The organism is Blastococcus sp. LR1 (assembly GCF_020166105.1).
In the GTDB taxonomy this organism is placed as follows: domain Bacteria; phylum Actinomycetota; class Actinomycetes; order Mycobacteriales; family Geodermatophilaceae; genus Blastococcus.
This window is the reverse complement of the sequence record NZ_JAIUJY010000002.1, coordinates 333,693-358,121: the sequence shown is the minus strand read 5'-3', so window position 1 is coordinate 358,121 and position 24,429 is coordinate 333,693. Positions and strand designations below refer to the sequence as shown.

At 75.1% G+C, this 24,429-nt stretch carries 16 protein-coding genes; 14 read left to right on the top strand and 2 right to left on the bottom strand.

The annotated features are described in order from the left end of the window. The first annotated feature begins 32 nt into the window (after positions 1-32). The 9 genes from pth to LBW97_RS06310 all read left to right on the top strand — a co-directional run bounded on the left by pth (position 33) and on the right by LBW97_RS06310 (position 14,741). On the top strand, positions 33-632 hold the full coding sequence (gene pth / locus LBW97_RS06350) for an aminoacyl-tRNA hydrolase (protein WP_224498566.1): 600 nt from the start codon (positions 33-35) through the stop codon (positions 630-632). Positions 633-833: 201 nt separating this feature from the next. Continuing rightward, positions 834-2,339 carry a sugar transferase gene (locus LBW97_RS06345; RefSeq protein WP_224498565.1) on the top strand — a complete coding sequence of 502 codons (1,506 nt, stop codon included), beginning with the start codon at positions 834-836 and terminating at the stop codon, positions 2,337-2,339. Between the two features lie 175 nt (positions 2,340-2,514). Further along, entirely contained in the window at positions 2,515-3,768 is a 1,254-nt protein-coding gene (locus LBW97_RS06340) for a DUF1972 domain-containing protein (RefSeq protein WP_224498564.1), read from the top strand. Next, a complete protein-coding gene (locus LBW97_RS06335) occupies positions 3,765-4,514 on the top strand; it encodes a CDP-alcohol phosphatidyltransferase family protein (RefSeq protein WP_224498563.1) in 750 nt (249 codons plus the stop codon). The genes LBW97_RS06340 and LBW97_RS06335 overlap by 4 nt, the downstream gene beginning before the upstream one ends. Next, complete coding sequence (locus LBW97_RS06330; RefSeq protein ID WP_224498562.1) at positions 4,511-5,182, top strand: hypothetical protein; 672 nt, start codon at positions 4,511-4,513, stop codon at positions 5,180-5,182. The genes LBW97_RS06335 and LBW97_RS06330 overlap by 4 nt, the downstream gene beginning before the upstream one ends. A 281-nt stretch (positions 5,183-5,463) precedes the next feature. Next, complete coding sequence (locus LBW97_RS20355; RefSeq protein WP_224498561.1) at positions 5,464-10,584, top strand: PKD domain-containing protein; 5,121 nt, start codon at positions 5,464-5,466, stop codon at positions 10,582-10,584. A gap of 292 nt (positions 10,585-10,876) precedes the next feature. Beyond that, the gene (locus tag LBW97_RS06320; protein WP_224499017.1) at positions 10,877-13,000 is read left to right on the top strand and encodes a glycosyltransferase; all 2,124 of its coding nucleotides are present in this window, start codon (positions 10,877-10,879) and stop codon (positions 12,998-13,000) included. Further along, positions 12,997-13,998, top strand: coding sequence for a glycosyltransferase family 2 protein (locus tag LBW97_RS06315; protein WP_224498560.1), 1,002 nt, complete (start codon positions 12,997-12,999; stop codon positions 13,996-13,998). Before LBW97_RS06320 ends, LBW97_RS06315 begins: the two co-directional genes overlap by 4 nt. After that, positions 13,995-14,741, top strand: coding sequence for a polysaccharide deacetylase family protein (locus LBW97_RS06310; RefSeq protein WP_224498559.1), 747 nt, complete (start codon positions 13,995-13,997; stop codon positions 14,739-14,741). The genes LBW97_RS06315 and LBW97_RS06310 overlap by 4 nt, the downstream gene beginning before the upstream one ends. 21 nt (positions 14,742-14,762) lie before the next feature. Here the strand turns inward: LBW97_RS06310 and LBW97_RS06305 are convergent, their stop codons facing one another. Together LBW97_RS06305 and LBW97_RS06300 are read right to left on the bottom strand one after the other, a co-directional pair. After that, positions 14,763-17,273: an oligosaccharide flippase family protein gene (locus tag LBW97_RS06305; protein ID WP_224498558.1), complete on the bottom strand. Its 2,511-nt coding sequence runs from the start codon at positions 17,271-17,273 to the stop codon at positions 14,763-14,765. Positions 17,274-17,365: 92 nt separating this feature from the next. Then, positions 17,366-19,732, bottom strand: a complete 2,367-nt coding sequence (locus tag LBW97_RS06300; RefSeq protein ID WP_224498557.1) for a hypothetical protein — start codon at positions 19,730-19,732, stop codon at positions 17,366-17,368. A gap of 246 nt (positions 19,733-19,978) precedes the next feature. Between LBW97_RS06300 and LBW97_RS06295 the strand changes: the two genes are divergently transcribed. The 5 genes from LBW97_RS06295 (at position 19,979) to LBW97_RS06275 (ending at position 24,296) form a co-directional block, all read left to right on the top strand. Continuing rightward, complete coding sequence (locus tag LBW97_RS06295; protein ID WP_224498556.1) at positions 19,979-21,448, top strand: polysaccharide biosynthesis tyrosine autokinase; 1,470 nt, start codon at positions 19,979-19,981, stop codon at positions 21,446-21,448. Continuing rightward, positions 21,445-22,026: a hypothetical protein gene (locus tag LBW97_RS06290; protein WP_224498555.1), complete on the top strand. Its 582-nt coding sequence runs from the start codon at positions 21,445-21,447 to the stop codon at positions 22,024-22,026. Before LBW97_RS06295 ends, LBW97_RS06290 begins: the two co-directional genes overlap by 4 nt. Positions 22,027-22,149: 123 nt before the next feature. After that, positions 22,150-22,632: an adenylyltransferase/cytidyltransferase family protein gene (locus LBW97_RS06285; RefSeq protein WP_224498554.1), complete on the top strand. Its 483-nt coding sequence runs from the start codon at positions 22,150-22,152 to the stop codon at positions 22,630-22,632. Then, a complete protein-coding gene (locus tag LBW97_RS06280; RefSeq protein WP_224498553.1) occupies positions 22,629-23,402 on the top strand; it encodes a polysaccharide deacetylase family protein in 774 nt (257 codons plus the stop codon). Before LBW97_RS06285 ends, LBW97_RS06280 begins: the two co-directional genes overlap by 4 nt. A 153-nt stretch (positions 23,403-23,555) precedes the next feature. Then, a complete protein-coding gene (locus LBW97_RS06275; protein WP_224498552.1) occupies positions 23,556-24,296 on the top strand; it encodes a hypothetical protein in 741 nt (246 codons plus the stop codon). Positions 24,297-24,429 lie beyond the last annotated feature (133 nt).

The following is a 24,429-nucleotide window of genomic DNA, read 5'->3' as shown; positions in this document are numbered from 1 at the left end:
CCCGCGGGGGCGCCGGCGATGCCGGCGCCCCTGTGGCGTCTCCGCCGCCCGAGGGGCCTTTCCTCGTCGTCGGGCTGGGCAATCCCGGGCCGGGCTACGCCGGGAACCGGCACAACGTCGGCGCCATGGTGCTGGACGAGCTCTCCCGCCGGGCGGGGATCAAGCTGGCGCCCGGCAAGGGCGCCCGCGCGCGGGCGGTCTCCGGTGAGGGCCGGCTGGTCGGGCGACGAGTCGTGCTGGCAGTGCCCTCCACCTACATGAACGAGTCCGGGAGCCCGGTGCGCGGACTGCTCGACTACCACAAGCTGCCGCCCGAACAGTTGGTCGTGCTGCACGACGAGCTGGACATCCCGTTCTCCGCCGTCCGGCTCAAGCGCGGCGGGGGAGAGGGTGGGCACAACGGCCTGCGGTCGATCAGCCGCTCCACGGGCACTCGGGACTACCTGCGGGTGCGCGTCGGCATCGGCCGCCCGCCCGGCCGGCAGGACCCCGCCGACTTCGTCCTCAAGGACTTCTCCGCGACCGAGCGCAAGGAGCTCGAGCTGCTGATCGTCGAGGCGGCCGACGCCACCGAGGAGCTGCTCACGCGTGGCCTCGAGGCCGCGCAGAACGTGGTCCACCCCCGCAGCTGACCCACGCCCGGGGCGCCGGGCGGACCGCACGGTCCTATCGGGTGAAACCGTGACGCTCCGTGTTGACGCTGGCTATGACTCCCTGTGAGTGTGAGCCGGAATCAGCACGACTGCGCGGCAGGAACTGCTGCTCACCGGCTCTCAGGCACCTGCCTGGGGTATCCGGGTGGCTACGCTGCGTAATATCGTTCGGGGGGACGCATGCTTCTGGATCGCCAGCACGCGAGCGCGGGAGCGGTGATCACGCCGGGGGCTCCCGGTGGGTCGACCGCGTCGCCGCTGCCGCGTCCGCGTCCGCTCGTGCGTCGCTCCGCGCCCTCGTGGGTCCGGTCCTACACCGTTGCGCTGGTCGTCGCGGAGACGCTGATGGCCGCCGCTGCCGGCGCCGCCGTCCTGCTGAGCCGCACCGCCGAGATCAGCCCCCGGTCCGCGCTCCTCTGGGCCTCGATGGCAATCGTGGTGGCCTGGCCGGTCCTCCTGGGATCCACCGGCGCCTACGCCGAACGGGCCTACGGCACCGGGAGCGACGAGTACCGCCGGGTCGCCCGCGCCGGTTTCCTCCTCCTGGCGCTGGTCAGCTTCCTGTCCTACGTCGCGGCGCTGGACCTCAGCCGCGCGCTCGTCGTCGTGGCCATCCCGGCTCTCACCGGCGCGACGCTGCTCGGCCGCTACGCCGCCCGCACCCGGCTGCGCGGACTCCGCGCGCAGGGGCAGTGCACGAAGAAGGTCGTCGTCGTCGGACGTGGTGGCGCGGTGCTGGAGCTGGTGACCCGGCTGCGGCGCGAGCGCTACGCCGGCCTCGAGGTCGTCGCCGCGGCCGTGACCCCGGCCGACCGGGTGCGGGTCGCCTCGCGCGCCGGCGTGCCCGTCGGTGGTCTGGACGACGTGCTGCTGCTCGCCGAGTCGCACGACGCGGACACCATCGCCGTGACCTCCGCCAGCGAGACCGCGGCGCAGTACCTGCGTCAGCTCTCCTGGCAGCTGGAGGGCACCGGCATCGAGCTGCTCGTGGCGCCGGGACTCATCGAGGTGGCCGGGCCGCGGCTGCACATCCGCCCCTTCGAGGGGCTGCCCCTGCTGTCGATCGAGCAGCCGTGCTTCGAGGGGTGGCGGCGCGTCGTCAAGGGCGGCGTCGACCGCGTGGCGGCCGGGCTCGCGCTGCTCGTCCTCTCCCCGGTGCTGCTGGGCATCGCCGCCGCCGTGCGGCTCACCAGCGCCGGACCCGTGCTCTACCGGCAGGAGCGGGTCGGGCTCAACGGCAACACCTTCACCATGCTGAAGTTCCGCAGCATGGTCGTCGACGCCGACCGCCAGCTGGACACCCTCCGGGCGGAGAACATCTCCGACGGCCTCCTCTTCAAGATGCGCGTCGACCCGCGGGTCACACCCGTCGGCCGGGTGCTCCGCCGGCTGTCCCTCGACGAGCTGCCGCAGCTGCTCAACGTCCTCGGCGGCTCCATGTCGCTGGTCGGGCCGCGCCCGCCCCTGCCGGCCGAGGTCGCGCGGTACGACACCTCGGTCAGCCGGCGACTGCTGGTCAAGCCGGGGCTGACCGGGTTGTGGCAGATCTCGGGCCGCAGCGACCTGTCGTGGGAGGAGTCCGTCCGGCTGGACCTCCGCTACGTGGAGAACTGGTCGCTGGCGCTCGACGTCCTCATTCTCTGGAAGACCGGGCGAGCCGTCCTCTCCAGCTCCGGCGCGTACTGACGTCTCGTCCGAAGGGCCTCTGAGCAGGCTCTTTGCGGCTCACCCCCCAGGGTTAGAGCGGGGTCCGTTTCGCATTGCGGAGCCCTACCGTCGGGAAGCAGGGCTCCGTGAGAAGTGACGCGGGCTCAAGGTCGACCGTCCAGGAGCCGACCGAAACCACCATGAGGTGTCCTCGATGAGAATCGCGATGGTCGGAACCCGCGGGGTTCCCGCCCGCTACGGCGGATTCGAAACCGCCGTCGAGGAGGTCGGCCGACGGCTGGCCGACGAGGGCCACCGGGTGGTCGTGTACTGCCGGACCGCCGACGGGCAGGAGAAGCCCGACGAGCACCTCGGGATGAAGCTGGTCCACCTCCCCGCGGCCCGCAAGCGCTCGCTCGAGACGCTGAGCCACTCCGCGCTGTCGGTGGCGCACCTGCTGGCGCACCGCACGGACGCGGCGTTCGTCTTCAACGCCGCCAACGCCCCGCTCCTGCCGGCGCTGCGCGCCGCCCGCATCCCGGTGGCGACGCACGTCGACGGCCTGGAGTGGAAGCGCGCCAAGTGGGGTCCGATCGGGCAGCGCTACTACCGCCTGGCCGAGGCCCTGGCCGTGCGCTGGTCGGACGCGCTCATCGCCGACGCGCAGGGCATCGCCGACTACTACCAGTCGGAGTTCGGTGCGCCGACGACCCTGCTGACCTACGGGGCGCCGGTGATCGCCCCGGGGACCGACAAGCTCGCGGAGCTCGGGCTGACCGCGGGCGGGTACCACCTGGCCGTCGCGCGCTTCGAGCCGGAGAACCACGTCGACGTGATCGTCGACGGCTACCGCCGCAGCGGCGCCACCAAGCCGCTCGTGGTCGTCGGCTCGGCTCCCTACTCCGACGCCTACACCGCCCGGGTGCACCGGCTCGCCGACGACCGGGTGCGCTTCCTCGGCGGCGTCTGGGACCAGGACCAGCTCGACCAGCTGTACGCGCACGCCTACACCTATCTGCACGGGCACTCCGTCGGTGGCACCAACCCCTCGCTGCTGCGCGCCATCGGCGCCGGCGCCGCCGTGCTGGCCTACGACGTGGACTTCAACCGCGAGGTCGTCCTCGACTCCGGCCGGTTCTTCGTCAGTCCCGCCGACGTCGCGGCGCTCGTCGACGCGGCAGAGGCCGACCCGGAGGGCATCCGTTCCGCCGGACGCCGGGCGCGCGAGCTGGCCACCCGGTACGACTGGGATCAGGTCGCGGCCGGCTACGAGGAGCTCGCCGTCCGGCTGGCCGGCCGGCACGTGTCGCACCGTCGCCCGTCCGGACGACGGACGGCCGCCGGACCCACCGGGGCCACCGTGCGCGACCTCGCCGCGGTGCGCGACCTGCCGCGACCCCGGCCGACGGCCGAGGAGGAGCGGGTCGACGGCCTCGGCGTCATCACCTTCCCCGGGGCGCAGCAGTGACCCTGCTCGATCGGCCGGTCGAGCGGGAGTCCTTCTCGACGACCGTCCAGCGGCTGTCCTCGGCGCAGAAGGGTGCGCAGGGCGCGCCGGCGTACTCGCGGTTCGTCAACCGGCCACTGGGCCGGGTCCTCGCGGCCCTGGCCTACCGCGCCGGGCTCACTCCCAATGCGGTCACCGCGGTCAGCGCCGTCTGCACCGCTGCAGGCATCGCTCTGCTGGCCCTCGGCCGGCCGACCGCCGGCACGGGCGTGGGGGTCGCCGTCCTGCTCGTGCTGGGCTACGCCCTCGACTCCGCCGACGGCCAGGTGGCCCGGCTCCGGGGCGGTGGCTCCCCCTCGGGCGAGTGGCTGGACCACATGGTCGACGCGGTCAAGGCCTCCAGCCTGCACCTGGCGGTGCTCATCGGCTGGTACCGCGCGGACGTGGTGGACGACGCCTGGCTGCTGGTTCCGCTGGGCTTCTGCGTGGTCGACGCCGTCACCTACTTCGCCACGATGCTCAACGAGGCCCTGCGGGCGCAGCACGGTGCCCGCACCCGGGCCATGCCGACGGCCGAGCGGGCCAGCATCGCGCGCTCGTTCCTGACGCTGCCGACCGACTACGGCCTGCTGGCCTGCCTGTTCGTCCTGTACGGGGCGCCGGCGCTGTTCGTGCCGGCGTACACCGCGCTCTTCCTGGCGGCGGCGGGATTCCTCGCGCTCGCCTCGTTCCGATGGTTCCGAGAGATGGGCAGGCTGCAGCGATGAGTGCTCCCGACGGCGTCCGGTCGTGGATGACGCGACGGCGCCAGGTGATCGGCGGCGTCGCCGCGGTGCTCGTGCTGGCGGCGGTCGTCCTCGGGCTGGTCCTCAGCGGCACCGGGAAGGACGGCAGCGACACGGCTGCGGCCGGAACGACCACCCCGGCCGCGACGAGCAGCTCCGCCGCGCCCTCGACCCCTGCTCCGGCGCCTCTTCCGGCACCGCCGGCCGCGTCGGAGGTGCCGGCACCGCCCGCGGACCCCGCGCAGCTGCCGCCGGGCCTGGCACCGGTGGCCTTCGACCAGGAGGCCGTGGGGGCCGACGGCGTCACCGCCCGAGTGGTGTCGCTCGACGGCGTGCGCGGGACCGCGGAAGGTGCGGGCAACATCGCCGGACCGGCACTGCGCGCGACGGTGCGCCTCACCAACGGGACGGGAGCGCCGGTCGACCTCGGTCTGGTCAGCGTGACCATGAGCTCCGGTGCCGATGCCACCCCGGCGTCACCGCTGGACGACCCGACCCGGGTGCCCTTCGGCGGCACGCTGGCGCCCGGGGGCACCGCCGAGGGCGTCTACTTCTTCTCCGTGCCCACGGGTGAGCGGGACCTGGTCACCCTCACCGTCGGGTACCGCGCGGGAACGCCGTTCCTGGTGTTCAGCGGCGCGGCCGGCTGACCTCCCGCACCACCCGCACGTCCCAGCAGGGCCCCGGCATCCGCCGGGGCCCTGCTGCGCGCGCAGCCGGCTTTCCTATCACCCGGTGTGATTAACCGGCGGGCACTTCCGGGCGAAAGACCTGGTCGTTCACCGTATCGGGGGATGCCAAGCCCCCCATTGTCACGCTTAGTGTTCGGCCTGTCGGTCCGGGGAGACCGGCATTTCGCGGTTGCACAAGCGGGGGAAATCGCATGTCTGCACTGTTGGCCGCCTGGGGGCAGTCCCTTCTGGCAAGCCTCGTGAGCCTACTCGTGGGGGTCGGGGCGACGCCGCCGGCGCCCGCACCGGCGCCCGCGCCGGTCGAGGTCGCGCCGGCTCTTCCGGTCGAGGTCGCGCCGGCCCTTCCGGTCGAGGTCGCACCGGCCGAGGCGGCCACGTCCGCCGGTTCGGTGCAGGCTGCGGCGGTGCCTCCGGCCACGCCGACCTCGCCGGTCACCGTGACCGCCGACCCGCTGCCCACCGTGCAGATCAACGGCGTCGCGTGGGCCCAGACGGTCGTCGGGAACACCGTCTTCGTCGCCGGCAAGTTCACCAGCGCGCGTCCGGCGGGTGCCCGAGCGGGCACGTCGGAGACGCCGCGCAGCAACCTGCTGGCCTACGACATCCGCACCGGCCAGCTCATCACGTCCTGGGCGCCGACCATCAACGCCCAGGCCGTCGGCCTCGCTGCCTCCCCGGACGGCACCCGCCTCTACGTGGGCGGTGACTTCACCCAGGCCAACGGCGAGAACCGCTACCGCGTCGCCGCGTTCGACACCACCACCGGCGCGCTGATCAGCAACTTCCGCCCGGCCGTGGACGCCCAGGTGCGCGCCATCGCCGCCACCGACACCACCGTGTACTTCGGCGGCCGGTTCTCCGCGATCGGCTCGGTCGCACGCGACAAGCTGGCCGCCGTGCGGGTCTCCGACGGCGCGCTGCTGCCGTGGGCGCCGAAGCCCGGCGTCGGCTCGACCAGCGGCAACCGCCTGCCGAACAACCCCACGCAGAACGCCCAGACCAGCAGCGACGTCATGTCGATGGTCCTGGCCGGCCCCAACCAGGTCGTGGTCTCCGGGCGGTTCGACTCGCTCAACGGCACCAAGGCCACCGGTGTCGGAGCGCTCGACGCGTCCACCGGCGCCACCCGGCCGTTCGCGGTCAACGCCCGGATCACCAACCAGGGCGTCAACTCGGCGATCTACGCGCTGAGCACCGACGGCACGAACGTCTACGGCGTCGGCTACGACTACTACGGACCCGGCGACCTGGAGGGCACCTTCGCGGCCGCCGCCGACGGTGGCGCGGTGCGCTGGTTCGCCGACTGCCGCGGTGACACCTACTCGGTGTTCCCGATCGGCGGCACCGTCTACACCGCGTCGCACGCGCACGACTGCCGCAACATCGGCAGCTTCGCGGAGGTCAAGCCGATCGACTACTGGCACGCCAACGCCTGGAGCGTCGCGCCGGCCGGGGTCAACACCACCGCGAACAACTGGAACGGCGGCAAGCTGGCCGGCACGCCCGCGCCGGCGCTCCTGGCGTGGCACCCGATGTTCGACACCGGCAGCTTCACCGGCCAGTACCAGGCCGGCTGGTCGGTCGCGGGCAACTCCGAGTACCTCGTCTACGGCGGCGAGTTCCCGTTCGTCAACGACAAGGCGCAGCAGGGCCTGGTCCGCTTCGCCCACCCGGCGTCGGCACCGAACAAGGTCGCCCCCCGGCCGTCCCTCCCCGGGCCGCGGGCCACGGCTGCCTTCGCCCCGACCACCACCATGAACCCCGGCGCGGTCCGGGTGTCCTGGCCGGCCGTGTGGGACCAGGACAACGAGTTCCTGACCTACCGGGTCGTGCGTGACGGCGCGACGGTGGCCTGCGAGACCGTCCAGCCCTCGCGGTTCTACAACCTGCCGACCTACGTCTGCTCCGACACCGGCGCCTCCGCCGGGTCGCACACGTACCGCATCGTCGCCGAGGACGCGGCCGGCAACAGCCTGACCTCCTCGACGCTCACGGTGACCGTGCCGGCCTCGAGCGCCGGCACCGGCACCCGCGGGTACGACGCCATGGTTGCCGGCGACGGCGCCGTGGAGCACTGGCGGCTCGGCGAGGCCTCCGGCTCGACGGCCTACAACTACTCCGGCTCGCGGAACATGACCACGAGCTCCGGGGTGTCCCGCAACGTCGCCGGCGCCATCGCCCGCGACACCGACACCGCCTACCGGTTCAACGGCAGTTCCACGGGGATGGCCTCGACGCAGACGACGCAGGCCGGTCCGCAGGTCTTCACCGTCGAGGCGTGGTTCCAGACCACGAGCAACCGCGGCGGGAAGATCGTCGGCTTCGGCAACGCCCGCACCGGCAAGAGCACGAACTACGACCGGCACATCTACATGGACGCCTCGGGCAAGCTCGCCTTCGGTGTGTACAACGGTGCGTCGTCGACCGTGCAGAGCACGGCCACCTACAACGACGGTCGCTGGCACCACGTGGCCGGCACGCTGAGCCCGCAGGGGCTGACGCTCGCCGTCGACGGACAGGTCGTCGGTACCCGTCCGGACGTCACCAGCGCCCAGGCCTACAACGGGTACTGGCGGATCGGCGGCGACACCAGCTGGGTCACCGGTCTGGACTGGTTCGCCGGCGCGATCGACGAGGTCGCCGTCTACTCCCGCGCCCTGACGGCGCAGGAGCTGGCCGAGCACCACCGCTTCGGCAGCACCGGCCTCGCGCCGAACGCTGCTCCGAAGGCGGCGTTCACCTCCGCGGTGGACGGGCTGGCGCTGACCGTGGACGGGTCGTCCTCGACCGACGCCGAGGGGCCGCTGGCCTCCTACGTGTGGAAGTTCGGGAACGGCGCCACCGCGACCGGGGCGAAGGCGTCGCACACGTTCGCCGCGGCCGGGACCTACCCCGTCACCCTCACGGTGACCGACTCCGCCGGTGCGACCGCCACGACCACCACGGACGTGACGGTGACCGCGCCGCCGGAGAAGCCGGAGTTCGGTGAGATGGCCCGCGACACCTTCGGGCGCGAGACCACCGAAGGCTGGGGGAACGCCGAGCTCGGTGGCTCCTGGACCACCACCGGCGCCTCGGCGGACGCCGCGGTGACCGCCGGCTCGGGCCGGCTCAGCGCGGCCCCGGGCGGCACGAGCGCGGCGACCCTGCCGATCTCGGTGCGGGACCTCTCGGTGCAGGCCGACGTGGTGGCCGCGAAGGCTGCCACCGGCGGTGGCACCTACGTGTCCGTCGCCGGCCGGGGGATCGACTCGGCCAACCGGTACACGACCCAGCTGCGGTTCAGCGCCACCGGTTCGGTGACCGCGAGCCTCACCAAGGTGGTCGCCGGCACGGAGACCGTCCTGGGCTCCTACCGGCTGCCGGGCACCTACACCGCGGGCAGCGTCCTGAAGGTCCGCTTCGAGGCCGAGGGCAGTGGCACGACCGCGCTGCGGGCCAAGGTGTGGGCGGCCGGGTCGGCCGAGCCGTCCGGCTGGCAGGCGGAGGCGACCGACACCACGGCTGCGCTCCAGAAGGCCGGGGCGTTCCGCTTCGACGTCTACAACTCCGGAACGGCGACGACCACGCAGACCGCGCGGCTGGACGACCTGCAGGTCATCGACCTCGGGGCGACCGCCCCGCCGGTCAACACGGCGCCGACGGCGGCGTTCACCTCCCAGGTGAGCGGCCTCGCGGTCTCCGTGGACGGCTCGTCGTCGACCGACGCCGAAGGCCCCCTGGCCTCCTACGCCTGGAACTTCGGCAACGGGCAGACCGCGACCGGGGCGACGGCGGCGCACACCTTCGCCGCCGCCGGCACCTACCCGGTGACGCTGACGGTGACCGATGCCGCCGGCGCCACGGGCACGGTGACCCTCCCGGTGACCGTCACCGCGCCGGTGACCCAGCCGGAGCCGACCCAGCCGACCGCCGTGGCCCTCGACACCTTCGGGCGCGAGGTCTCCGGAGGCTGGGGGACCGCCGAGCTCGGTGGGGCCTGGACGACGACCGGTTCCTCGGCGAACGCCCGGGTGACCGACGGGTCGGGTCGCCTCAGCGCGGCCGCGGGTGGCACGAGCGCGGCGACCCTGCCGATCTCGGCCGGGGACGTCGACGTGCAGGCCGACGTGGTGGTCGAGAAGGCCCCCACCGGCGGTGGCGCCTACGTGACGGTCGCCGGCCGGGCGATCGACTCGGCCAACCGGTACACGACCCAGCTGCGGTTCAGCGCCACCGGTTCGGTGACCGCGAGCCTCACCAAGGTGGTCGCCGGCACGGAGAGCGTCCTGGGCTCCTACCGGCTGCCGGGCACCTACACCCCGGGCGCGGTCCTGAAGGTCCGCTTCCAGACCGAGGGCAGCGGCACGACCGCCCTGCGGGCCAAGGTGTGGGCCGCGGGATCGGCCGAGCCGGCCGGTTGGCAGACGGAGGCGACCGACACCACGGCCGCGCTGCAGAAGGCCGGAGCGCTGCGCTTCGACCTCTACAACTCCGGCTCGGCGACGGCGACCCAGACGGTGCGTCTGGACGACCTCCGGGTGACCCAGCCCGGCACGGTCGTGCCGCCGACGCAGCCCGAGGTGCCGACGCAGCCGGAGACCCCGGAGGAGCCGGAGACCCCGACGCAGCCGGAGACCCCGACGCAGCCCGAGGTGCCGACGCAGCCCGAGGTGCCGACGCAGCCGGAGACCCCGGAGGAGCCGGAGACCCCGGAGCAGCCGGAGACCCCGACGCAGCCGGTCGACCCGGCCTTCGTCCGGGACACCTTCGAGCGGATCGTGGCCGCCGGCTGGGGCACCGCCGAGCGGGGCGGGAACTGGATCACCCCCGCCGCGGGCGCGCCTGCGGTCGTCGACGGGACGGGCCGGGTGACCTCGAACGCGGGGTCCACCCGGGATGCGCAGCTGGCGATCGCGCTCGGTGACGTCGCGCTGCAGGCCGACGTGGCGCTGGAGCAGGCCGCGGCCGGTGGCGGCAGCTACGTCAAGCTGGGCACCCGCACCGTCGGCACCACGCGGTACGACGCGCAGCTCCGGTTCAGCTCCACCGGTTCGATGACGCTGAGCCTGGTCTCGGTCGTCGACGCGACGGAGACCGTCGTGGGCACCTACCGCCTGCCGGGCACCTACACCCCCGGCACGGTGGTGACGGTCCGGATGGAGACGGCGGGCACCGGGACGACGGAGCTCCGCGCCAAGGCGTGGGTCGCCGGCACCGAGGAGCCGAAGGACTGGCAGGTCAGCGCCACCGACACCACGGCGGTGCTGCAGCGGGCCGGGAACCTCCGGATCGCGCTGTACGAGTCCTCGACAGCCGGCCGCGCGCAGACCATGCGCGTGGACAACGTGTGGGTCGGCGCTCCGGGCACCGCGCCCTGACCCGCCGGGGTGCGGGGGGAGTCCTTCCCCCCGCACCCCGGACCAGCACTGCGACGAGCGGATCGGCCCCGGCCGGTCCGCTCGTCGGCGTCCGGGCCCCTCATCCGAGCCGGCCTCGTCCCGAGCTCCTCACCCCCGAGGGGGAAGACGGGCCGTTCCCCCGGCCGGAGGATGGACGCACCGGGGAGGCCGTGCACGGCCGCGCGCCCGGAACACGAAGGGGGACCGCTGCTGTGGGGACCGGCCATCCGGGCAGGACGGGCATTCGGCGAGCGGAGCGGCGCCCGTGACCATGACCGTGCTCGTCCCCGGCGGACCGGCCGACACGGCTCCGGACGACGGACCGCCGCTGGGCGTCGTCGTCGTCTCCTACGGCAGCGCGCAGCTGCTCCGCGAGAACCTGGCCCCGGCGCAGCTGTCCGGCGCACACGTCCGCGTCGTCGTGGTGGACAACTTCTCGACGCCGGAGAACCGGGACGCCGTCGAGCTGCTGGGCGTCGAGCACGGCTGGACCGTGGTCGCGATGCCGGACAACCGCGGTTTCGGTGCGGCCAGCAACGCCGGAGTGGCCGCGGCTCGCGAGCTCGGCTGCCGCACCTTCCTGTTCCTCAACCCGGACGCGGTCATCACGCCGTCGGTCGTCGCCGAGCTCCGCGCGCACAGCCTGCGCGAGCCCATGGCGCTGATCAGCCCCCAGCTGGTCGACTCCGAGGGCGAGGTCGTGTTCCGCGTCGCCCGGACCGACCTGCGCGACGGCCGGATCCGGCGCCGTCCCGACGGCGAGGGGCCGCAGACGTCCGACCCCGGTGACTGGTTGTGCGGCGCCTGCGTCGTCGTGCACGACGAGCTGTTCAGCCGCATCGGCGGCTACGACGAGGAGTACTTCCTCTACTGGGAGGACGTCGATCTCGGCTTCCGGGCCGTCGCGGCCGGCGGCTCGGTGATCCTGCGCGAGGACCTGGTCGCGGTGCACGACGAGGGCGGCACCCACGACGAGGGTCGTCGGGGCCGGGCCAAGTCGGCGCTCTACTACCGCTACAACTGCCGCAACCGGCTGGTCTTCGCCGCCCGGAACCTCGACCGGCGCAGCCTGCTCCGCTGGGTGCTCACCACCCCGGCGGTCAGCTGGGAGATCCTGCTGCGCGGCGGCCGCCGCCAGCTGCTGCACACCCCCTCGGTGCTCCGCGCCGCGGTGCGCGGCTCGCTGGGCGGGCTCGCCGCCGCGCTGCCCGCGCTGGTGCGGGGACCGCGCCGGACCCCGGCGCGTCCCTCGGTGCTCGTGGTGCACCCCGGCGCCGAGCTCTACGGCTCCGACCGGGTCCTGCTCGAGTCGGTGGCCGCGCTGGCCGCGGACGGCGAGGTGACAGTGGCGCTGCCCGGTCCCGGCCCGCTGGTGGCCGAGCTCGAGCGCCGCGGCGCGCGGGTCGTGCTGGTCGCCATGCCGGTGCTGCGCAAGTCGGTGCTCCGGCCCACCGGCGCGCTGCGGCTGGTCGGCGACGCGCTGCGCGGGCTGCTGCCGGCGCTGGCCCTGCTGCGGCGGGCCGACGTCGTGCACGTGAACACCACGACCCTGCCGTCCTGGCTCCTCCTCGCCCGCCTGGCCGGCCGGCGGGTCGTCTGCCACGTGCACGAGGCGGAGTGGCCAGGGCCGGCGGCGCTGCACCGGGTGCTGCTGCGGCCGCTGCTGGCGGCGCACACGGTGGTGGCCAACAGCCGGTTCACCGCCGAGGTCCTCACCGGGTTGGTGCCGGCGCTCGCCGGCCGGACCACCGTCGTCGTCAATCCCGTGCCCGGCCCGGCCGACGTCGTCCCCGCCCGGGAGCGGCTGGACGGCCCGCTGCGGCTGCTCTTCCTCGGCCGGCTCTCCCCGCGCAAGGGGCCCGACGTCGCCGTCGAGGTGCTGCGCGAGCTGCGGGACCGCGGCGTGGATGCCCGGCTCATCCTCGCCGGGTCGGTCTTCGCCGGCTACGAGTGGTTCGAGGCCGAGCTGCGCGACACGGTGCGCACGGCGGGGCTGACCGACCGGGTGGAGTACACCGGGTTCGTCCCCGACGTGTGGCCGGTGATGGCGCAGGCCGACGTCGTCCTGGTGCCGTCGGTGCTGGACGAGTCCTTCGGCAACGCCGCCGTCGAGGCGGTGCTCGCCGCCCGCCCGCTGGTCGTGAGCGACCTGCGGGGGCTGCGCGAGGCCACCGAGGGCTTCGGCTCGGTGCGGGTGGCTGCGCCCGGCGACGCCGCCCGCTGGGCCGATGCGGTGCAGGAGCTCGTCGCCGACTGGCCGCGGGTCCGCGAGGTCGCCGCGAGCGACGCGGTCGGAGCGCGGGAGCGGCACGCCGTCGCCCGGTTCGCCGCGCGGCTGATCAAGGCCGTCGGGCTCTCCCGGCAGGCCGGGTCGCTCGCGGGCGGACGACGGTGACCGCAGTTCGGCCGGCGTCGGCCGACGCATCCCTCGGCACCGTGCGCCTCACCGTCGCCGTGCCGACCTTCCGCCGTCCCGACCACCTGCGGGCCGCGCTGCCGCTGCTGCTGGTCCAGGCCCGCGGAACGGGCGACCGGTACGACGCCGAGGTGCTGGTGGTCGACAACGACCCGGACGGCAGCGGCGCGGCCGTCGTCGCCGAGTTCGCCGCACCGGAGCTGCGCTACGTCGCCGAGCCGACGCCGGGGATCGCCGCGGTCCGCAACCGCGCGATGGACGAGGCCGCCGGTAGCGCGCTGCTGGCCTTCATCGACGACGACGAGCGGCCGGAGGAGGGCTGGCTCAGCTCCTTGCTGGCCACCTGGGAGGCCGGCCTCCCGGCCGCCGTCGCCGGCCGGGTCGTGGCCGAGTACACCGGCGAGCTGGACCCGTGGATCCGCGCCGGGGACTTCTTCGTCCGCCGCCGCCTGCCCACCGGCACCGCCGTCGACGTCGCCGCCACCAGCAACCTGCTGCTGGACCTGGTGCAGGTCCGCGCGCTCGGGGTCCGCTTCGCCACGGACCTGGGGCTCGGCGGCGGCGAGGACTCGCTGTTCAGCCGGGCGCTGACGCGGGCGGGCGCCCGCATCCTGTGGTGCGACGAGTCCGTCGCGATCGACTGCGTGCCCCGCTCGCGGATGACCCGATCCTGGGTGCTGACCCGGGCGTGGAGCCACGGCAACGCCGCCGTCCTCACCGAGCTGCGGCTCGCTGCCGGACCCGCGGCGCGTTCGGTCCTGAGGCTGCGCTGGGCCACCCGGGGTCTGCTCCGGGTGACCGGCGGTGGAGTCCGGTGGGCCTGGGGCGGGCTGGTGCGCTCCGACCGGCACCGGGCGCGGGGCCTGCGGGCTCTCTGCCGTGGGGCCGGCATGGTCGGCGCCGCCTGGGGCGTGGTCTTCCAGGAGTATGCGCGGGACGGCCGCCGCTGGCGGCTGTCGTGGGGAGGAGCCCGATGAGCGTGGCCACGACCGCCCGGAGCGCGGTGAGTGCGGCGCGGCGCACGGCCCGGCGGGGCGCCGGAACGCTGCTCGGCTCCGCCGTCGAGCTGCGCACCGACGCACCCGACGTCGTCCTGACCTTCGACGACGGTCCGGAGCCCGGCGGCACCGACCGGGTGCTCGAGGCCCTCGCCGGGGCAGGCGCCAGCGCCACGTTCTTCGTGCTGCTCACCCGGGTGCGCAAGTACCCGGGGCTGCTCGACGAGGTGCTCGCGGCGGGCCACGAGGTGGCCCTGCACGGCGTGGACCACCGGGCGCTGCCCACGCTCCCGCCGGAGGAGGTCGCGCGGCTGGTCCGCGACGGCAAGGCCGAGCTCGAGGACGCCGTGGGCCGCGAGGTCCGCTGGTACCGGCCCCCCTACGGCCGGCAGACGATGCGCAACTGGCGGGCGGTGACCGCCGCCGGGATGCTCCCGGTGCTGTGGGGCCCGACGACGTGGGACTGGAAGAGCGACGTCTCCGACAGCGAGCGCGTCAGCAGGGCGATGCAGGGCGTCGCGGCCGGGAAGATCGTGCTGGCCCACGACGGCTTCGCCGGACCCGAGGACGGCGCCTGCGACGGCCCGCCGCCGGAGCTGGACCGCGGCCGGCTGATCTCCGCGGTGCTCGACGGCTACGCCGCGCAGGGGCTGCGGGCCCGCTCGCTGGGCGACGCGCTCGACGAGGGCCGGCTGGTCCGGGAGACCTGGTTCCCCGGCTGACCTGTCAGCCCGTGCCTGCCGTCAGCGGCCGGCCATGGACCGGGCCCACCCGGCCACTCCGCGCAGGTCCGCGCGGACCGGCGGCAGCACGGCGGCCGCCGCGTAGACGGCGAGCCCGGCCAGGGCGCCGGCGCCGATGCGCACGATCGACGGGGCCCCGGCGACCAGCTCGGTGCCCAGGAACGAGGCAGCGCCGGCGGGCACGGCGCACGCGGTGATCCGCAGCGCCCCGGTCAGCAGCGCGGTGACCGGCACCGGGGTGACCCGCGAGAGCCACCACAGCGACAGCGGCCACTCGAGCAGGGCCGCCGTGGCGTAGCCGGCCGCCACGCCCAGGAGGCCCCAGCGGCTGCCGACGCCGATGCAGACGGCGCTGAGCACCAGCGTGAGCAGCGTGTAGCGCAGCAGTGCGCCGGCCAGGCCGCGGGAGAGGTACACCCAGCTGCCGACGTACGCGAGGGTCTGCGCGCTGCCGGCGACCGCCAGCAGCGCGAGCACCGGTGCCACCTCGGCCCAGCGCGCGCCCAGCATCAGGTCCACGAGCGGCACGGCCGCACCCGCGCCGATCGCCATGGCCGCCACCAGCGTGTAGCCGAGGGCCAGCTGGCCGCGGCGCAGGTACTCGCCGAAGCGCACCGGGTCGTCCTGCAGCCGCGACAGCACGGGCACGGCCAGGTTGGTGGCCGGGCCGCGCACCTGGTTCAGCGGGTTCATCAGCAGCTGGTAGCCGCGGTTGTAGATGCCCAGCGCCGCGGGCCCGGCGGTGAGGCCGAGCGCGAGGTTGTCCAGGTTGTTGCCGACGTAGTAGGCGAGCTGGGTGCCGGTGACGCCGGTGCCGAACCGGACGAACGGGCGGAGCCCCGAGCCGCGGCGCGGCCGACCGGGCAGCCAGCGGGCGAGCGAGACGGCGCCGACGAGGACGACGATGCCCTGCACCAGCTGCTGGACGACCAGCGACCAGTAGCCGGCCCCCAGCGAGGCGGCGACGACGGCGGTGCCCAGCGCGAGCACCTGCGCGCCCAGGTCGGTGCCGGCCAGGGCGCCGAAGCGCAGGTCGCGGGTGAGCCCGGCCCGGTACTGCGCCACCACGCCGTTGAGCAGGAAGGTGGCCGCCAGGACGCGGATGACCGGGACCAGCTGCGGCTCGCCGAACACGGCGGCGATCGGCTCGGCCGCCGCCACCGCGGCCAGCGCGAGGACGACGCCGGCGGCGGTGTTGAGCCAGAACAGCCCGTCGCGCTGGCGGCGGGTGAGCGAGGGAGCGCGGATCGCGGCGGTCGTCAGCCCGAGGTCGCGGACCACCTCGCCGATCCCGACGACGACCAGCCCGACGGCGAACAGGCCGTAGTCGCTGGGGTCCAGCAGCCGGGCCAGCACGGTGACCGAGGCCAGCTGCAGCAGGATGCGGGCACCCTGGCCGGCCAGCGTGACCCCGGCGCCGCGGGCGGCGGAGCGGCCGAGCCCGTCGTCCGGGGCGGTTGCAGGCGTGGCGGGCGGAACGGGGGAGGAGAGGACGTCGGCCGCGGCGCCGCCCTCGTCAGCGCGAGGCGGCACGGTCGGGCTCCGGGGCTGCGGCCGGGGGCGCGGTCGGAGCACAGCCGGTCGCGCGTACTCGCCGACGGTCCAGCCGAAGGCGCCGACGACGAGACCCGCGTAGCTGGCCAGCGTGCCGCAGGCGCGGCCGCGGGCGGCGGTCCGGCCGGTCACCGTCGCGGCGGCGAGCGCCAGCAGCGCCTGGAGCAGCCGGACGGCGGCCTTGGTCACGACGGCGGTCCGCACCCGCCAGCGGCCGACGCGGCCGTGGGCCAGCTGGACCTCGGCCCGGCTCCACGACCCGGCGGACCGGAAGCAGCGCCGCATCACCCAGCGCCGCGTCAGGCGGTCGGCGGGAACGTGCTCGGAGGCCTCGGCCTCGTCGCACCAGCGGATCTCGTTCCCGGCGTGCACCAGGGCGTGGGTGAACAGCGTGTCCTCGCCACCGGTCAGCCCCAGGCGCTCGTCGAAGCGCAGCCCGAGCGCGCGCACGCGGTCGAGGTCGAGCAGCAGGTTGCCGGCCCCGGCGCCGCGGACGCGGGTGCCGGTCGGCCGGGTCGGTCGGTCGAAGACGCCGGTGCCCAGGACCCACGGGTCCACGGTCGCCGGAAGCCGTCCCGCGACCGGTCCGGCCACGGCGGCGCAGCCCCAGTCGCGCCAGGCGGAGACGAGGAGGGACAACCAGTCGGGGGAGGGGTGCTCGTCGTCGTCGAAGAAGACCAGCGCGGCGGCGTCGCCGGCCTCGGTGAGGGCCCGGTTCCGGGCCGCGGAGATGCCCGGCTGCGGCTCGTGCACGTACCGGACGCCGCGGGCCGCCCAGCCGCGCACGACGTCCGCGGCGCTGCCGGCGGGGTCGTTGTCGACGACGAGGATCTCGGCCCGGGGTTCGACGGTTCCTGCCTGGACGACCAGCTCGGTCAGCAGCGGGGGGAGCAGGTGCGTGCGCCGGTAGGTGAGCACGGCGACCACCACGCGCGCCGGGGCGCCGACGAACTGCACGGCTCCTCCATCTCCAGCGGACACGGGCGCGCCGACCGGCCCGTCCTCCCTGACATCGACGCCGGAGGGCGAGACCTTGACCCCGGGCCGGATCACGCGGCGACCAGCGCGGACCGCGCGGGGCCGGTCGGTCCGGTCGCGGGATCCTCGGCGGCACGCGGCCGGCGGGCCACCAGCAGGAGGCCGAGGGCCAGGGTGAGGGTGTCGACGTTGCTGGCCATCGGGCCGAAGGGCAGCGCCCACAGCGCCATCGGGACGAGCAGGCACACCAGACCCGAGGCCTCGCGGCGGCCGAGCCGGTCGGCCAGCCCCAGCAGCACGAGCGCGCCCATCGCCAGGCCGAGCAGGATGCCCGCCGGTCCGATCCCGGACCACAGGTCGGCGACGATGGAGTGCAGCTGCACGCCGCCGTCGAGCATGTAGTTGCGCAGGTAGTTCTCGGCGGTCGGGATGTTCAGGACCTCGAGCCCCTGCGAGGCCACCTGCACGTCGGTGCTGTTGGGCACGATGCCCAGACCGAAGCCGAACGGGTGCTCGTGCATCAGCGCCCAGGTGGCGGTCCACTCCGGCCGGCCGCCGAGCAGCAGCGAGCCCGACTGCGCGATCTGCGTCGCCGTCCGCTGCTGGATCTCGCTGCCGAGCGTTCCGGCGAGCATCAGCTGGGTCATCAGGGAGTACGCGGCGGCGCCGAGCACGCCGATGAGCGGCAGCATCAGCAGCTGCCGCGACCGCCGCACGGGGCGGTCCCGGCCGGGGCGCTGCTGCCAGAGCACGAGGGCGGCCGCCACGGCGCAGAAGCCGAAGGCGCTGCGCGCGTCGTTGACGATGTTCAGCAGGCCCAGGACGCCGAGGGCGCCCACGGTGACCAGCGGATTCCCGCGGCGGGCGGCCAGCGCCATCCCCATCACCATCAGCGGGGAGGAGAGCTGGAACTTCCAGAGGTTCTCGGGACCGGACATCTCCGAGAGCTCGGTGGCCAGCATCGCCAGGCCGAAGACGGTGCCCAGGACCGGCACGCTGAGGAGCCCGCGGGCCCAGACGAGCAGTCCGATCCCGCCGACGGCCCCGAGGACGGCGGTGCCGCGGACGACGGCCTCGTGCAGCGCGAACGCGTGGTCGTCGGCGTGGGCCCAGGCGAGCAGGACGCCGGAGACGAGCCCGATCCCGGCCAGCACGAACAGCAGCGTCAGGCCGCGGTAGCGGCGGATGACCGGCAGCCACAGCGGCAGCAGCGCGACCGCGGCCAGGAAGCCGGCGGACAGGCCCATCGGCAGCGGCTGGGTGAACCCGACCGCGGCCACGGCCAGCGCCGCGATCGCGCGCGGGACGATCCGGGCCGCCCGGCCGCCGGACGGGCGGGACCGGCCGTCCACCAGCCAGGTCGCCTCCGCGCGGGAGCCGGCGCGCAGCAGCGCCCGCCGTCCGGCGCCCGGGGGGAGCAGGCCGTCGACGACCACGCCGGCCAGCGGGAGCCCGGCCGCGTCGACGGCGTCCAGCGTGGCGCGCAGCTCCGAGGTGCCGGTGCCGCGTCCGTCGACGACCACGAGCACGCCGTCCACCCCGGTCGACGGCACCGCCTGCGGATCGGGCGCCGCGACCACCTCGAGTCCCGGTGTGGCCAGGTCGGCGGCGAGGGAGGTGGGCACGCCCCGGGTGCCGACGACGGCGATCCGCCGCCCGGCGTCCTCGGCCGTGGCCGGACCGAGGGCCATGCGCACCCTGGCCAGTTCGTCGGCGCGCTGCGGCGCGGTCCCGAGCAGCCGCGCTACCCACGCCGGACGGCGGTCGGGCGCGGACAGGTGCCGCGGGAGCAGCGCCAGGACGGGCGCGGTCGTGAGCCGGGCGACGCCGCCGCGCCCGCGGACGCGCGGGCTGATCAGCTCGGCCACGCCGGCGGCCAGGGCGGCGGCGCCGACGCCGGCGACCAGGCCGAGCGCGGCCAGCGTGGACGCCGAGCGGGACGCGGGCAGAGCGCCGGCGGCGTCCCCGACCACGGTCACGGTCAGCATCGGCCCGTCCGTGCCGGCGAAGAGCAGCCCGGACTGCCGGCTGACCTCCTCGCCGACGGCGAGGACCAGGTCGGTGGCCTCCGCGGGCGTGGCGCGGGTGGCCGAGAGGTGCAGCACGCTGGCGCGCTTGTCGCGGACGACGTCGAGGTCGGCGGCGAGCGACGCGGCGGGCTCGTCCAGGTCGAGCCCGTCGGCGACCGCGTCCAGCACCGTCGCCGACGTCGTCAGCCGGGCGACCGAGGGCAGCACCGTCGTCCGCACCTCGGCGGCCGAGGAGGGGTCCTGCTCCTCGGCGATGAGGGCGGCGTCCACGTAGAGCGTGACGTCGGCCTGGTAGGCGGTGGGGGAGAGCAGGCCGACGGTGGCACCGAGCAGCACGCCGGAGGTGCCGGCGGCAGCCGCCCACACCCAGCGGGCGACGACCGCCCGCACGTAACCAGCCGGTTCCATGCCCACCCCCCTCAGGTCCGACGGTCATCTTGACCCGCATTCCAGGCCTTCCCGCCCGGAGCGACCGAAGTCGGCCCCGGGCATTACCCCTTGGGGTGGCTCCGGTCGGCGCCCGGGCCCGGGAGCGGCCCGCGCGCCGCAGACTTCCCGACGAGCAGGACCGTGCCCGGGCTCGATCGGGCGGGTCGATCGAGTTCCGCGGGGGAGCACCTGGCTGCCCGGGCGTGCGCAGGATGGAGAGCAACCGTGAATACCCGAGGGCCGTTGCACGTGCTCCGCCGGAGGTGGATCCCGGTCGCCGCCGCGACCCTCGTGGGGCTGGTCGTCGGGCTGATCTCCACGGCCACCGCACCGGTCACCTACGAGGCCCGCTCGGCCGCCTTCTTCTCCCTGGTCTCCGGCAGCTCCGCCTCCGACCTGGTGCAGGGGTCGACCTACGCGCAGAACCAGGTGGAGTCCTTCGCCCAGCTGGCGACGACGCCGGCGGTGCTGCGGCCGGTCATCGAGTCCCTCGACCTGTCGGGGACGACGGGGCAGCTGGCCGCCCGGGTGTCGGCCACGGTCCCCACCGGCACCGTCATCGTGGAGGTGACCGCGGTCGACGGCTCCGCCGAGGGCAGCGCCATCATCGCCGACGCGGTGGTCGCGTCCCTGTCCGAGGTCGTGGAGCGCATCGCGCCCAAGGACGAGCAGGGCGACCCGACCGTCACCGCCACCACCGTGTCGCCCGCGGAGGTCCCGGCGGACCGGGCCTCGCCCGACGTCCCGCTCACCCTGGCCCTCGGGCTGTTCGCCGGCCTGCTGGTCGGTCTCGCCCTCGCCTGGCTGTGGGAGCTGCTGGACACCCGCGTCCGCGACACCGACGTGCTGGCGGAGCTGACCGAGCTCCCGGCCATCGGCAGCGTCCCGTCCTGGGGCCCGGAGTCCGGCCGGGTGGTGGTCGCCACCGCGCCGCACAGCCCGCCGGCCGAGAGCTTCCGGCAGCTGCGCACCAACCTCGAGTTCCTCCGGGTGGCCGGCGAGGACGCCGGGGCCCTCGAGGGCGCCTCGGTCCTGGCCATCACCTCCTCGCTGTCGGCGGAGGGCAAGTCGACGGTCGCGGCCAACCTGGCCGTCAGCCTCGCCGAGACCGGCGCCGAGGTGCTGCTGATCGACGCCGACCTGCGCCGCCCCGCGGTCGCCGACGTGCTCGGCATCGAGGGAGGCGTGGGGCTGACGACGGTGCTCGCCGGCCACGCCGGGTTCGACGACGTGGTGCAGGACTGGGGCACCTCCGGCCTGCAGGTGCTGCCGGCGGGGGCGGTGCCGCCGAACCCGGCCGAGCTGCTCAGCTCCCCGGCGATGCGCCGTCTGATCACCGACCTGCGCGCCGCCTACGACTACGTCGTCCTGGACACCACCCCGGTGCTCCCGGTGACCGACGCCAGCGTGCTCTCCCGGATCGTCGACGGCGTCGTCGTCGTCGCCAACACCCAGCGGGTCCGCAGGCCCCAGCTCACCCAGTGCCTCGGCGACCTGTCGCAGGTCTCCGCCCGGGTGCTCGGCGTCGTCCTCAACCAGGTCCGCCGGGACGAGGAGTCCTACACCTACCGGCAGCGGGAGGACGTCGCGGACGCCGGTGGGACGCCGGACGCCGCGGAGCCGGCCGCCGAGGTGCCGGCGCCCCGGGCCGGAGATCGGCCGCGGACCGGCGCGCGGCCGGTCGGCCGAGCATGACCGTTCCGGCTGCGACGCCGTTCTCCGTGCTGATGGTGTGCACCGGCAACATCTGCCGCTCCCCGGCCGCGGAGCTGCTGCTGCGCGCCGGGCTCGACGGGGATCCCGGCGTCGAGGTGTCCAGCGCGGGGCTGGCCGCCCTGGCCGGGCAGCCGGTCGCTGCGCCCGTGGCCCGGCTGCTGGCCGAGCGCGGCGTCGACGTCGACGGCTTCACCGCCCGGCAGCTGCAGCCGCCGGCCCTGCGTGCCGCCGGGCTGGTGCTCACCATGACGGCGGCGCAGCGATCGGCGGTGGTCACCCGGCTCCCGGCCGCCGTGCGGCGCACCTTCACCCTGCGGGAGTTCGCGGAGCTGACCTCGCTGGCCGGGCCGGGGACCGGTCCGCCGGCCGAGCGGCTCGCCGCCGTGGTCGCCCAGGCGCCCCGGCTGAGGGCGCAGCGCGCCGGCTCCCGCGAGGACGACATCGAGGACCCCTACCAGCGGCCCGACGACGTCGTCGCGCGCGTCATGGACCTCATCGACGACGCGGTGGCGGGGCTGCTCGACGTCGTCGGTCCGCGCTCCGCTCGCACAGCGTGACCGGAGGACGGAGGGCCGGAGCCCCGGATCACGGGCGCTTTCGGGTGAATGACCCGTACGGGCGATGACCGAGCGTAGTCGGTTCTGGTGGAGTGGACGGGACGTCCTCGGGGGAGAGCACACATGAGTCGAGTGATCGGATACGCGCCTGGCGCGTACGACCTGTTCCACATCGGGCACCTGAACCTGCTCCGGCACGCCGCCGAGCAGTGCGACCACCTGGTCGCCGGTGTGGTCTCCGACGAGATGCTGCTGCTGACCAAGGGCCGGGCGCCGGTGATCCCGCTGGCCGAGCGGATGGAGATCGTCCGCGGCCTCCGGGTGGTCGACCAGGTCCACGCCGAGGTCGTGCCGGACAAGATCGACACCTGGCGCGAGGTCGGCTTCGACGTCATCTTCAAGGGCGACGACTGGCGCGGCACCGAGAAGGGCGACCGCCTCGAGCGCGACTTCGCCGAGGTGGGTGTCGAGGTCCGCTACTTCCCGTACACCGTGCACACGTCGAGCACCGCGCTGCGCCGGGCGCTGGCCGCGATGGAGGCCGGCGCCGTTCCGCGGCCCCGGACCCAGCGGACCGCCGGCCTGGCCGGGGAGGGCCGCCGGTGAGCGTCCCGCCCGGGACGGTGCAGGACCTGGACACCGCGGGGCGCCGGCGGATGCGCATCCCGCCGGTGCTGATGTACCACTCGATCTGCGCCTCCGAGCACCCCGATCCGCACCGGATCCGGGTCGCGCCGGACCGGCTGGACCGTCATCTGCGTCTGCTGCGCCGGCTCGGGCTGCGGGGGGTCTCCCTGGCGGAGCTGCTCGAGGCCGAGCGCCGCGGCGCCGCCGACGGGCTCGTCGGGCTCACCTTCGACGACGGCTACGCCGACTTCGTCGAGCACGCGATGCCGGTGCTCGCGCGGCACGGCGTCACCGCCACCCTGTACGTGGTGGCCGGTCTGCTCGGCGGCCAGAACGCCTGGGACGACGGCCCGCGGCTGGGTCTGCTGGACGCCGACGGCGTGCGCTCGGTGGCGGCGGCCGGTCACGAGGTGGGCAGCCACACGATGACCCACGCAGACCTGCGTGGCCTGGACGCCGGGATCCTGCGGCACGAGGTGGGCGAGAGCCGTCGCGTGCTGGAGGACGTGCTCCAGGCCGAGGTGCCGGGCTTCTGCTACCCCTGGGGGCGCTTCGACGCCGCGGCCGCGGACGCCGCGCGGGCCGCCGGGTACGACCACGCCTGCGTGACCGGCGACTTCTTCCCCGGCGACCGCTTCACGCTGCCCCGCGCCTACGTGGCGCCCGGGGACTCCGCGCCGCAGCTGCTGGCCAAGCTGGCGCGCTTCCGCTGGCGCATGCGCGGGGCGGAGACCACCCCCGCCCGCTGACCTCCGCTGGAGGCTCCCTCCTTGGAGGCACCGCGCCCGCGCGGCCGTTGAGTTCCCGCAGGCGGGGGCGTGCACTGGGAGCAGGACCGGGCCCGCAGCGGGGCCGGCGAGGGGAGCGGTGCCATGACCACGGGGACGACGACTCGGCCGAGCATGCGCGCACGCATCGCGTCGCTGGGCCCGTGGTGGCTGCTCGCCACGCTGGTGGCCGTCGACCTGGCGCTCGTCGTCATCGGGCTGGTGCGGCTGGAGCTCTCCGGTCCGAGCCTGAACGACCCGTGGCTGCTGGAGACCGACCGCGGCGTCTCGGAGTACGCCGGCTACGCGCAGCAGGCCGCGCTCGTGGTGCTGCTGCTCGCCGTCGCCCGGATGACCCGGCACCTGGTGTGGGCCGCCTACTCCGTGCTGTTCCTCGCCGCCCTCGCCGACGACTCCCTGCGGCTGCACGAGACCAAGGGCGCGTGGCTGGCCGACCGGCTGGCGGCGCACCTCTGGTTCCCCTCCGACGGGTTCATGGGGCTGCGCGCCAACGACTGGGGCGAGCTGCTGGTCTGGGGCCTCCTGGCCGCGGTGCCGGTGCTGGCCGCCGTGCTGCTGCACCTGCGCAGCGACGCCTGGAACCGCCGCGCGAGCTGGGGCATGACCGCGCTGATCGCCGTCTACGTGTTCTTCGGTGCGGTGCTCGACCAGGTCCACGTGCTCGTCGCGGACAGCTGGCTGGGCGACGTCCTCGGCGCCATGGAGGACGGCGGGGAGCTGCTGGCACTGAGCCTGGCGGTCGTCTACGTCGTGGGCCGGATCGGCCGGCTCCGCGACGGCCGGCCGATCGCCGGTGAGCCCGGCCCGGTCGAGGACGTGGTCTCCGATCGGGTGACGAGCCCCCTCCCGGTCTGAGCGCGACGGCGGGTGTCCGACCCCGGCCCCGGTGCAGGGGCCCGGGGCGAGCGGAGCGAGTCGTGGGGGGCACCGGGGTCCTTACACTGGGAGACCGGCCCCTGCCGCACTCGGCGGCACCTGCGAGGCCGTG